General features: G+C 71.6%; 7 protein-coding genes. 5 read left to right on the top strand and 2 right to left on the bottom strand.

The annotated features are described in order from the left end of the window. Positions 1-44 precede the first annotated feature (44 nt). The 4 genes from LO931_RS02935 (at position 45) to LO931_RS02920 (ending at position 7,054) form a co-directional block, all read left to right on the top strand. Positions 45-1,418, top strand: a complete 1,374-nt coding sequence (locus LO931_RS02935) for an NAD(P)H-quinone dehydrogenase (RefSeq protein WP_229051725.1) — start codon at positions 45-47, stop codon at positions 1,416-1,418. 147 nt (positions 1,419-1,565) lie between these two features. Then, complete coding sequence (locus tag LO931_RS02930; RefSeq protein ID WP_229051724.1) at positions 1,566-3,941, top strand: N-acetylmuramoyl-L-alanine amidase; 2,376 nt, start codon at positions 1,566-1,568, stop codon at positions 3,939-3,941. Between the two features lie 118 nt (positions 3,942-4,059). Continuing rightward, positions 4,060-5,898 carry a hypothetical protein gene (locus LO931_RS02925; RefSeq protein ID WP_229051723.1) on the top strand — a complete coding sequence of 613 codons (1,839 nt, stop codon included), beginning with the start codon at positions 4,060-4,062 and terminating at the stop codon, positions 5,896-5,898. Between the two features lie 172 nt (positions 5,899-6,070). Continuing rightward, complete coding sequence (locus LO931_RS02920) at positions 6,071-7,054, top strand: class I SAM-dependent methyltransferase (RefSeq protein WP_229051722.1); 984 nt, start codon at positions 6,071-6,073, stop codon at positions 7,052-7,054. A 63-nt stretch (positions 7,055-7,117) separates the two neighbouring features. On the opposite strand, the gene LO931_RS02915 is transcribed toward LO931_RS02920, so the two are convergent. Continuing rightward, a complete protein-coding gene (locus LO931_RS02915) occupies positions 7,118-8,893 on the bottom strand; it encodes a biotin carboxylase N-terminal domain-containing protein (RefSeq protein WP_229051721.1) in 1,776 nt (591 codons plus the stop codon). Positions 8,894-9,145: 252 nt separating this feature from the next. Here LO931_RS02915 and LO931_RS02910 point away from each other — a divergent pair, with 252 nt between their 5' ends. Next, positions 9,146-10,261 carry a serine/threonine-protein kinase gene (locus tag LO931_RS02910; protein WP_229051720.1) on the top strand — a complete coding sequence of 372 codons (1,116 nt, stop codon included), beginning with the start codon at positions 9,146-9,148 and terminating at the stop codon, positions 10,259-10,261. Here LO931_RS02910 and LO931_RS02905 read toward each other — a convergent pair. Next, entirely contained in the window at positions 10,245-12,152 is a 1,908-nt protein-coding gene (locus LO931_RS02905; protein WP_229051719.1) for a VWA domain-containing protein, read from the bottom strand. The two genes, LO931_RS02910 and LO931_RS02905, sit on opposite strands and share 17 nt — an antisense overlap. Between the last annotated feature and the right edge of the window lie 107 nt (positions 12,153-12,259).

The raw sequence follows: 12,259 nt of genomic DNA, 5'->3' as shown, positions 1-12,259 counted from the left end.
ACCTCGATCATCGGGTGGGGTGCGACGTGCGGGACAATGGTCCGGTGACTCACGTGGCGATCATCGGTGGCGGACCCGGCGGATACGAAGCGGCCCTCGTGGCGGCCCGGCACGGTGCCGAGGTGACGATCGTCGAGCGCGACGGCTGGGGCGGCTCGACCGTGCTGACCGACTGCGTGCCGAGCAAGACGCTCATCGCGACCGCCGACGTCCTGACCGAGGTCGCCGAGTCGCTCGAGCTGGGTGTCGAGCTGCCCTCCGGCGTCCACGCCGACCTGGCCAAGGTCAACCGGCGCGTGCTCGACCTGGCGCTGGCGCAGTCCAGCGACATCGGCGAGCGGCTCAGCTCGAGCGGCGTGCGCGTCGTGCGTGGCACCGGCCGGCTCGTCGAGGGCACGACGGTCGAGATCACCTCGGCGGACGGGCCCACCGAGACCGTCGTGGCCGACGCCGTGCTCGTCGCCACCGGCGCCCACCCGCGGGTCGTCGACAGCGCTCAGCCCGACGGCGAGCGCATCCTCACGTGGGAGCAGGTCTACGCCCTGCAGGAGGTGCCCGAGCACATGGTGGTCGTCGGCTCCGGCGTCACGGGTGCCGAGTTCGCCAGCGCCTACAACGGTCTCGGCGCGCGCGTCACGCTCGTCTCGAGCCGCGACCGCGTGCTCCCGGGCGAGGACCCCGACGCCGCCGACACGATCGAGGACGTCTTCCGACGCCGCGGCATGGACGTGCTCGGCAACTCCCGCATGGCCTCGGTCGAGCGTGAGGGTGACACCGTCCGCGTCACGCTGACCGACGGTCGCGTCGTGGAGGGATCGCACTGCCTGCTGGCGCTCGGCTCGATCCCGAACTCCGGCGACCTCGGGCTGGCCGAGAACGGGGTGCTGCTCGACGACGCCGGCTTCGTGCGCGTCGACCGCGTCTCGCGCACCACGGCACCGGGGGTGTACGCCGCAGGCGACTGCACCGGCGTCCTGATGCTCGCCTCCGTCGCCGCCCAGCAGGGTCGCATCGCGATGGCGCACGTCCTCGGCTCGGCCGTGCACCCGCTGAACCTCTCGGAGGTCTCGAGCAACATCTTCACGTCGCCCGAGATCGCGACGGTCGGCCTGTCGCAGAAGAAGCTCGACGAGCAGGGCATCCAGGCCGACGTCGCGATGCTGCCGCTCGCGGCCAACCCGCGCGCCAAGATGCAGGGCGTGCGCGACGGCTTCGTGAAGCTGTTCGCCCGGCGGGGCAGCGGCACCGTGATCGGCGGCGTCATCGTGGGTCCGCGCGCCAGTGAGCTGATCCACGTCGTCTCGCTCGCGGTCATGACGAGCCTGACCGTCGACCAGGTCGCCAACGCGTTCACCGTGTACCCGTCGATGTCGGGCACCGTGGCCGAGGTGGCCCGCCGCATCCACCGACCCGAGTGACGAAGGTCCTCCGCAGAGATCCCTGTCGTTCCAGGCGAAATGACACCGTTGTAGTTCTGTGATGGGTGTGGCGGGTGGGACCAAAGTGGTGTCTAATCGACCCTGGCGGTGAACCTTCCCCCGAGTCACCGCCGGATGGGGAGATCCATGTTCGGCCGACAGAACCGCCGCCTCCGCGTGCGCCGCACCCGCAGGTCACTGCTCGTGCGCCTCGTGCCGATGCTCGCCGTCACGACTCTCGTCGCGGCCCTGCTGGCCGTCGTCACGGTGACGTCCCTGCGCTCGCAGGACACGTCCGGCACGCCGGCCGAGGTCGAGAAGAGCCAGTTCGAGATCACCCCCGCGGCTGAGCGCCCCGCCTACACGCCGGAGGACGCCGCCCTGGTCGCCACGGTCGACCCGTCCGTGCCGACGATCCAGAACGGCACCGTCGTCGCCGAGCTCGCGCCGCACGACCTTCCGTCCTTCGAGCTGCTCGGCGTCACGTGGACCGGCGGCGTGCCGGTCGACGTCGCCGAGGTGCAGGTGCGCTGGCAGCAGGACGGCACCTGGTCGGAGTGGACGATCCTCGATCCCGAGGACGAGCCCGCCGAGGGCGGCATCCCCGGCACCGAGCCGAAGTGGATCGGACCCTCGCAGGGCGCCCAGGCGCGCATCGTCGCCAGCCGCGACATCGACCCGGCCGGGCTGACGCTCGTCACCGTGTCGCCCGGCTCGGCCCCGACCCTGACGCAGGCGGCCAACGCCCAGCCGAGCATCACGTCCCGCGCGGCCTGGGGAGCCCGTCCGTACGGCGGCTCGGGGTGTGGTTCCGCCCCCGAGAACGGCACGTTCCAGGGCACGATCGTGCACCACACGGCCGGCAGCAACGTGTACGGCCCGGAGCAGTCCGGCGGCATCGTCCGGTCGATCCAGGCGTACCACATGGACGGCCAGAAGTGGTGCGACATCGGCTACAACTTCCTGATCGACCGCTACGGCCAGATCTTCGAGGGCCGCGCCGGTGGCATCACCAACACGCCCTACGGCGCCCACGCCGGCAACACCCAGGTCAACGCCAACACGACCGGCATCTCGCTGATGGGCGAGTTCACGAGCGCCGTCCCGCCCCTGGCGATGACCAACGCGCTCGTGCAGCTCGCGACGTGGCGCCACTCGCTGTTCGGCGTGCCCGCCAAGGGCGCGTACTCGATCGGTGGCGTCACGATCCAGCGGATCGACGGCCACCGCAGCGTCAAGTCGACCGCGTGCCCGGGCAACCAGGTCTTCGGCTGGCTCAACGCACCCGGCGGGATGTCGGACCAGGTCCAGGCCGCGCTGGCCGCGAACGCCTCCTTCGTCAAGTCGGCCAACGACCCGAGCATCTACCTGCTCGTCGACGGCACTAAGCACCACGTCCCCGACGGGGCCGAGATGGCGATCCTCGCGACGAGGTTCGGCTCGTACGTCTCGACGGTCGACGCCTCCGCGCTCTCGCGCTACCCGACGGGCTCGCCCGCGACCCGCTACGTCCGTGACCAGGCCTCGCAGGCGCTCTACCTGCTGCACGCCGACGGCACGAAGCACCGCTTCCCGACGGTCGACCTGGTGGCGAAGTACGGGTACGAGCTGGGCTCCTACCTGCCGCTCTCGGCCGCCCAGGTCGGACAGTTCGGCACCGGGGGCGAGGTCGGTCCGGTCTTCGCCGTCGAGACGGGCACCCAGCTGAACCTGATCTCGGGCAGCACCTCACGGCCCATCACCTCGGTCGAGGCCTGGATCGCCGTGCGCGGCGGGTCCGACTCCGTCGGCCGGATGTCGGCGGCGAACGCCGCGAAGTACACCCCCGGCCCGGCGGTGGTCCAGCCCGGCGTGCTCGTCAAGGAGCAGTCGGACCCGGCCGTCTACCTCAGCGCCAACGACAGCGAGCTCGCGCACGTGTCGTCGTTCGACATCGCGAAGGACGCCGGCGTCACGCGCCTCGTCACGGTCGGTGACGGCCTGCTGGATCGCAACCCCACGTCGAAGGGCAGCCTCGGACCCGCGGTGACGTGCGGCTCGAAGAGCTACCTCGTCGGGAGCGGCCGTCTCACGCAGGTCACGGGATGGGGCAGCTCCGGCCTGACGCCGGTCACCATCTCGGCCCAGGCCTGTGACGCGCTCGTGCCCGCCGGTGGCACCCTGTCCCCGCCGTTCTTCGTGCAGCGCTCGGGCGCAGCCGTGTACCTCGTCGAGGGCGGACAGCTGCACCACGTGCGCAGCTGGGCGCGACTCCTGCAGCTCGCGGGCGGCTCCGCCCCCACGATCCTGGGGTGGGGCGAGGCCACGTCGGCGCTCGTGCCGGTGGGGGCGCCGGAGCTCGTGGCCGGCACGTACGTGCAGTTCGCGGGCAGCGCCGAGGTCTACCGCGGCGACGGTCGCACGATCCAGCACGTGACGTCGTACGCGGCGCTGCTGAAGGCGAACGGCGGCACGGTGCCGCCCATCGAGCAGCTCCCGGCGGCGCAGAAGGCGTACTACACGGCCGGCACCCCGCTGACCTGACCGACGGACCCGCAGGCGGGCCAGTTGCCCACCGCCGGGTAGCGTTCGCGGTGTCCTGACGACTTCGCGGAGGTTTCTCGTGGCCCGCCCTGCCCCGTCACGGACCACCTCTCGTTGGGTGGTCACGCTCGGTGTCCTCACCTCGCTGGTGATTCACACGCTGGTCTCGTTCCGCAACCTCCTGACGGCCGAGCCGGGGCCGCTGCGTTCACTGCACACGCTCGGCATGCACGACCAGCTGGGCTACCTCGCGATCGTGGCGAACGTCGCGGAGGGCGACCTGTCCTTGCGGGAGCCGGTCACGGAGACGGGCAACAACTTCTATCCGCGGAGCTACTACACGTTCCTCGGACTGGTCGCCCGCGCGACGGGGTGGCACCCGGTCACGACCTGGAACGTCGTCACCCTCGTGGTGCAGCTCGTCGCCATCGCGATCGTGGCCCTGGCGCTGGTCCGGCTCTCCGGACGCTCGTGGGCAGCCTTCCTCGCCCCGCTCCCGGTGCTGCTCGGCACGATGGGCTGGCTCGTGGGCGAGGACGGCTGGTACACCCGGTACGACTCGCACGCGATCCTCTGGGGGCCGTTCGCGGCCATCTCGGTCGGCAACGCCGGCGCGGCCGGGCTCTGCGTCATGATGGCGGCGATCGCGGTGCTGGCCGCGATCTGGATGAGGCCGACCCCGTCACGGACCCGGTGGGTCGTCACGGGCGCCACGGCGGTCGCGCTCGGTCTGCTGTCGGGCGTCCAGACGTACACGTTCCTCGAGGTCGCCTACCTGAGCGCCTACGTCACGGCCGTGGCGGTGCTGCTGCGTCACGGCACGCGGGCCTGGTGGATCGCCAGCGGCGTGCTGCTGGTCGTGGTGCTGGCGACGGGCGGTCTCGTCGCCGACATCAGCCCCCTGGCCTCCTTGGTCGCCGGACTCGGCGCGGCCGCGCCCGGCCTGGTCAAGGGTGCGCTCGTGAGTCGCGGAAGGCTCGTGATCTGCGCGGCCCTGTTCACCCTGGCCGCGAGCCCGCAGCTGCTGTGGACGATCCACGGCATCCGCACCGAGGACCCCTTCCTGACCTACCGCGTCGCGTCCACCCAGGACCTCGGTGTCATCCGGTGGGAGACGCTGCTCGCGTCGCTCCCGGCCGCCCTGCCGCTGGTCGTCGTGATCGTCCTGGCGGTGCGCACGCGGCACCGCGACCTGATCGCGCTCTCGTCCGTGGCGTTCGTCGTCGCGATCCTGCTGTCGACCAACGAGGTGTGGGGCCCGAACCAGGAGCCGTACCGCTTCTGGCTCGACCTCTACCTCGTGATGGGGGTCGTCGCGCTGGTCGGCTGGGCCAGCATCCTGGGGGAGCGGTCGCGAGCCGCGGATCCCGAGCCGGAGCTTGAGGCAGACCCCGAGGCGGACGCGGCGCCCGTGCTCGCCGCCTCCGGGCCGCTGGCGCCACGCGCAGTGTCCGGCCGCACGCTGGTCGCGAGCGGACTGCTGTGCGTCGCGGTGTTCCTCGCCGCCGCCCCGGACGTCGTGAACTTCGTCCGCGACGACCTGACCACCGACACGTACAACCCGCAGACGCCCCGCGAGGAGGCCCTCGGCGAGCTCGCGAGGCTCACCCAGGAGATCGAGCCGGGCACGATGACCACGGCCGACTCGTGCATCGACCTGCGCAAGGTCAAGGTCAGCTCCGCCGTCCCCATCGCGTACTACTACCTCGGGATGGCGTGGCCGATCGACAAGGGCGCGCTCGACTCGGTCGTGCTCTCGATCCCGGTGTTCGAGGAGATGAACCTCCAGGCGATGGCCGCCACGAACACGCGCTGGGTCCTGACGGACTCCCGGTGCGACGCGACCTTCTCGACCGGCGACGGCCACCTCGAGGCCGTCGAGACCCGACCGTACGAGTCCACGGAGGGCTCGGGCACCATCACGCTCTCGCTCTACGTGGGCGACATCGCCCCCTGAGTGCGCTTCGGCCCGGTCGGGTCGGCTTATACTTCTCGGATGCGGCGCACCCATGGTGCCGCACCACAGCTGGAGCAGATGCCCGCAGCGCACCCGTCGTTCCGCACGATGGTGGCGCCGAGCCTCCCGAATGCAGGACCTCGAGGCATGTGCCGAGACGAGAGGACCCCCAGTGCCACTGTTGAACGAGGGCGTGCGCGACAAGATCCTGCACGCGATCGAGACGCCCGCCGGCTCCCGCTTCTACAAGGGCGCGAACAACGCGTGGCGGTCGATCGCCGGTCCCTTCGACGGGCAGCGCCGCTCGCGCCGCATCGCGGAGCTGGAGCGCATCGAGCTCGAGGGCATCGTCAACCAGGAGCAGAACGTCGGCTGGGTCACCCCTGACAAGTTCGAGAAGTTCCCGACCGCCGCCCTCGGGCGCCACCAGGTCCTGCGCGGCCTGCAGGAGGCCATCGGCGCCCGTACCTACCTCGAGATCGGCATCGACAACGGCGCGAGCCTGTCGTACGTCGACGTGCCCTCGATCGGTGTCGACCCGGCCCCGAACATCACCTACGACCTGGGCGCGCACATCCAGGTGCACCTCGACAAGAGCGACGACTTCTTCGCCAAGCCCGGCGCGGTCGACCACTTCGACGGCGTCCCGCTGGACTTCGCGTTCATCGACGGCATGCACCTGTCGGAGTTCGCGCTGCGCGACTTCATGAACCTCGAGAAGCTCATGTCGCGCGCCGGCGTCATCGTGTTCGACGACATGCTGCCGCGCAACGACCTCGAGGCGTACCGCATCCGGCGCACCAACGCCTGGGCCGGCGACGTCTACAAGGTCATGGAGATCCTCGAGAAGCACCGCCCCGACCTGCTGCTCCTGCCGCTGAACTCCAACCCGACCGGCACGCTGCTCATCACGAACCTCGATCCGTCCTCGCGGGTCCTGGACGAGAACTACGACGAGCTCGAGGCCTACTGCACGACCCCGGACCCGCAGGTCGTCGCCCCGCGCTGGAAGCACCGCGTGTCGGCCGTCGACCCGCGCGCCGTGATCGACAGCGGCGCGTGGGCCCTCCTGCGCGAGTCGCGCGGTGCGGCCGACGCCGACGCCGTCATCGACAAGGCGCTGGCCCAGCTGCGGTCGATCCCGACCGTCTCCTGACACCCGGCAACAACGACGAGGGCCCCAGCGGACATCCGCTGGGGCCCTCGTCGTTGCTTCGGGTCAGGACGCGTCGGCGTCCTTGATGTCGGCGATGACCGCACCGGCGCCGATCGTGGCGCCGACCTCGGCGGCCAGGGCCGTCACGGTGCCCGCCTTGTGGGCGTTGATGGGCTGCTCCATCTTCATGGCCTCGATCACGACGACCAGGTCGCCCTCGGCGACCTCCTGGCCCTCTTCGACCGCGAGCTTCACGACCGTCCCCTGCATGGGCGAGGTCAGCGAGTCGCCGGACACGGCGGCGCCGCCGGCGCCACCGGACTTGCGCTTGGGCTTCTTCGCACCGCCGCCGGCAGCAGCAGTGACGCCGAGGGAGCCGGGCAGCACGACCTCGAGGCGCTTGCCGCCGACCTCGACCACGACGCGCTCACGCGCTGCGGGCTCGTCGTCGTCGGCCGACACGGCCACGTAGGGCTCGAGCTGGTTGTCGTAGTCGGTCTCGATCCACGTCGTGTAGACGTCGAAGGAGCCCTCGCTGGCGTTGTAGGCCGGGTTGTCCAGCACGTCGCGGTGGAAGGGGATGACGGTCGGCATGCCCTCGACGACGAACTCGTCCAGGGCGCGGCGCGAGCGCTCGATGGCCTGCTCGCGGCTGCTGCCCGTCACGATGAGCTTGGCCACGAGCGAGTCGAACGCGCCCGGGATGGTCTCGCCGTTGACGTAGCCCGAGTCGACGCGCACGCCGGGGCCGCTCGGCGGCTCCCATGCGGTCAGGGTGCCGGGTGCGGGCAGGAACCCGCGGCCGCCGTCCTCGGCGTTGATGCGGAACTCGATCGAGTGGCCGATGATCTTCGGGTCGTCGTAGCCGAGCTCCTCGCCTGCGGCGATGCGGAACATCTCGCGCACGAGGTCGAGGCCCGTGACCTCCTCGGAGACCGGGTGCTCGACCTGCAGGCGCGTGTTCACCTCGAGGAAGCTGATCGTGCCGTCGGCCGCGACGAGGAACTCGCACGTGCCGGCGCCGACGTAGCCGGCCTCGGACAGGATCGCCTTCGAGGACGTGTAGAGGCGCTCGAGCTGGTCGTCGCTGAGGAACGGCGCGGGGGCCTCCTCGACGAGCTTCTGGTGGCGACGCTGCAGCGAGCAGTCGCGCGTCGAGACGACGACGACGTTGCCGTGGCTGTCGGCGAGGCACTGGGTCTCGACGTGGCGCGGCTTGTCGAGGAACTTCTCGACCAGGCACTCGCCGCGACCGAAGGCCGAGACGGCCTCGCGCACGGCGGACTCGTACTGGCCCGGGATCTCCTCGAGGGTCGTGGCGACCTTGAGGCCACGACCGCCGCCGCCGAAGACGGCCTTGATCGCGACGGGGAGGCCGTGCTCCTGGGCGAAGGCGACGACCTCGTCGGCGTCCTTGACCGGGTCCTTGGTGCCTGGGGCCAGCGGAGCGTTCGCCTTGAGGGCGATCTGCTTGGCCTTGGCCTTGTCGCCGAGGCTCTCGATCGCGGACGGCGGCGGGCCGATCCAGATCAGGTCGGCGTCGATGACGGCCTGGGCAAACTCGGCGTTCTCGGCCAGGAAGCCGTAGCCGGGGTGCACGCTGTCGGCGCCACTCTTCTTGGCGACCGCGATGATCTTCTCGATCGACAGGTACGAGTCGCCGGGCGTCGCGCCCTCGAGCGAGTACGCCTCGTCGGCCAGCCGGACGAACAGCGCGTCACGGTCGGGCTCGGCGTAGACGGCGACGGAGCCGATGCCGGCATCCTTCGCCGCGCGGATCACGCGGACCGCGATCTCACCACGGTTGGCGATCAGGACCTTCTGCAAGGGGGTGCTCACGAAATGCTCTCCTCGGACACGGCAGGGCTGCGGGCCGAGTCTAGGGGAGGCCTCGGGCGGCGCACCCCGCAGGGCGGTCAGTGGTGACTGTGCGCGATGCCGGTTTCCCACGAGACCGTCGGAAACTTCCTGGGTGAGCGCAGAAATCCCGCGTCAAGCGCACGAAGCTTCGTGTGCTCGATGCGGGATTCGAGCGGTCTCGTGGGAACCCGGGCGGGCGCGGGGAGCCGCGTCGGCGGTTAGGGTGGCGGCGTGGCCGAGGTCTTCGCAGGGCGCTATCAGCTCGTGGACCTCCTGGGCCGCGGCGGCATGGGCGACGTGTGGCGCGTCTGGGACCTGCGTGACGGCGTCTACCGCGCGGCGAAGCTGCAACGCCAGGCCGACAGCGCCTCGCTCCTGCGGTTCGTGCGGGAGTCGTCGACGCGGGTGGAGCACCCGCACGTCGTCGCCCCGACCGGGTGGTCGGCCGAGGACGGCACGGTGCTGTTCGCGATGCCGATCATCGGCGGCGGATCCGTCGCCCAGGTCGTCGCCGATCACGGACCCCTGCCCCATGCCTGGGTGCGTGAGGTCGGTCGCCAGCTCTTCGTGGCCCTGCAGGCGGTGCACGAGGCCGGCCTGGTCCATCGCGACGTCAAGCCGGCCAACCTCCTGCTCGAGGCGACCGGCACGGCCGCCCCGGTGCTGCGGCTCTCGGACTTCGGCATCGCCGCCGTGGTGGACGAGCCGCGGCTCACGCGAGCGTGGGAGGTCGTCCACACGCCCGGCTACGCGGCTCCCGAGGTCTTCACCGACGCCGACCCGCATCCCCGGCAGGACCTCTTCGCCGCCGGGGTCGTGCTGGTCGAGATGCTCACGGCGGCTCGTCCGCAGCGCGACGGGGTCGTGCCGGTGCCGGACGGCCCGTTCGCGGAGGTCGTGTCCCGCCTGGTGGCCGCAGATCCTCGCGACCGGTTCCCCGATGCGGCGAGCGCCCGGGCCGCCCTGGAGTCGGTGGCGGTCGTCCCGCCGGCCCCGGGGGCGGAGCCCGTCGAGGTGTTCTCGCACCTGCCCGAGTGGCCGAGCGGGTGGGGGCCCGAGGGCCCTCGGGCGGTCGAGGCGCTGCCCCCGGCCCGTCCTCCGGCGGCCGGGCCGGCCGCTCCGACCGTGGACCGTCCGACCGACGTCAGCACCCAGGAGCCGACCCGCCGTCGGGCAATCAGCCCGCGTCAGCCCCTGCCCGGGCCCCCGTCACCGGCTCCGACGCCCGTCCCGACCCGCGAGCCGCGCCGCCCCGCGGTGAACGGGAGCACGCCGGTGGGGATCTGGGCGCTGGGGCTGGTCGGCGTGGCCCTGGTGGTGGCCGCCGTGGTCACGGGCGTCCGCTAGCCCTCCTGGACCGGGCGAGGAGAGCCCCGGCCGCCAGCAGTGCGAGCACGCCCGCTGCGCCGAGCCCGACGGGCAGCAGCGGGAAGCCGTCGCCCTCGTCCGTGCCGCCGTCGCTCGCGGTCGTGTCGGTGTCGAGGTCGCGCACGGGGGAGGTCACGAGCGGGGAGTCGGCCTCCGGCGCGGACAGCTCGGACGTGTCGTACTCGGGCGCGCCCGCCCCGCCGTCGCCGTTCGTCGCGAGGGTCAGCGTGTAGGACTGGTTGGACGACCCCTGGGGCGCCTCGAACGACACGCGGACGTAGCGCAGCCCCGGCAGCGACGGCCCGCGGTCGTTGAGGCTCTTCGAGCGGTTGAGGTACGCGATCTCCGGCGACTGGGCGCCCGTGCGGAACGGATCACCGGCCGACATGTTCGCGAGGGCGGTCGTGGTCCAGTCCTCGGGCTCCTGGGCGAAGAACGAGATGGAGTCGTCGGTGCGCAGCGGACCCGTCACGGCGACGCGGAACCCGCTGCCGGCGACGCCCGCATCGACCGTCTCCTTCGTCAGGACCGTGTCGAGCTGGGCCTGCAGCGACTGTCCCCAGTCGAGCGGCACCGCGAAGACCTGCGTCTCGCCCTGGGTGATGTCGAGCGCGTAGGTCCCGTCCTCGAGCAGGGGAGCGCTCGCCAGGCTGCTGCCGGGCACCACGTCGTCTACCGCATCGGTGTCAGGCGTCAGGGTGCTCCACGTGGGGCTCGCCGGCGCCGGGTCGAGGTCGCGGTCGGCGCCCTTCGCCAGGGGCGGCTCCTCGTACACCGCCAGCTCGACCGGCCGACCTGCCGTGCCCGAGCCGGTCGGCTCGATCTCGAGCACGACCTCGTCCTCGGTGTTGCAGGGGTCCTCGGGGTCGGCCTTCCAGGTGCTGATGCCCCCGAAGTAGAAGGGGTTGCTCTGGCCGATGCTGTCGCCGTACGACACGTTGGAGACGCAGGAGACGCCGTCGAGGCCGCTCGCCGGGTACAGCGTCAGACGCACGCCCTGGCCCACGGAGCCGGACTCCCCGGCGAAGGAGAGCCCGACGTGGATCGTCGAACCCGCCTGCGTGCGGGGGATCCGGTAGTGCAGCGGCCCGCTCGTCGGCAGCGCGTCGAGGTACTGGCCCGGCGCCGCCATCTCCGGGGCGTCGGCGGGGTCAGCGGTGCCCTCGACCGGCTCGCCGGTGAGGTCGAACGGCCGGGCCGAGCGGGTCTGGGCGACGGTCAGGCCGTCGATCAGGCTCTCCGTGTCGGTCGCGTCGTAGTACGTGCCGCCGCCCGCCGACGCCACGCACTCGAGGCTGGCCCGCGCGGCGGCGTCGACGTTCAGCCCGACGACGTCGATGCGCACGTCGACGCCTCCGGCCCGCAGCTGCTCGGCCACGACGCACGGGTCGGGCTCGCAGGTCGCGATCCCGTCGCTGACCAGCACGATGGAGCGCTGGCCCTCGGGACCCAGGTCCTTGCCGGCCTCCTGGAGGGCGAACGCGATGGGCGTCTCGCCGTACGGCTCGTAGTCGTCGATCGCCGCTCCGAGGGCGTCGCGGTTGTCGGTGGCGACGGGCACGACGTTCTGCGAGTCCGCGCAGTAGAGCTCCGCGCCGGCGCGGGTCGGCTGGGTGGCGCCGAAGACCCGCATGCCGACGGGCTGGTCGTCGGGGAGCTGGTTCACGACGGCCCGGAGGGCGTCCTTGGCGGCGTCGATGCGGGTGCGGCCGTCACCCGTCAGCTCCGACATCGAGCCGGAGGAGTCCAGGACGAGCATCAGACGCCCGGCGGTCTCGGTCTCGGACTCCTGCGCCGAGGCAGGTGCGACGGTCGTGATCGGGACGAGGCAGGTCAACGCGGTGAGCGCGACGGCCAGCAGATGGCGCATGGTTCCCCCTGAACCTTTGCAGTTGCAAATCTTTGGCAGGAGTTTGCCTCGAAAGCGTTGCAGTGTCAACATGGCGGAGTTCGCATCTGCAAATTCGAGTGGTCGAC

Origin of the sequence: Aeromicrobium sp. Leaf350 (assembly GCF_916858655.1) — a bacterium.
Lineage (GTDB): Bacteria > Actinomycetota > Actinomycetes > Propionibacteriales > Nocardioidaceae > Aeromicrobium.
Note: the sequence above shows the minus strand (reverse complement) of the source record. Positions and strands in the feature narration are given on the sequence as shown.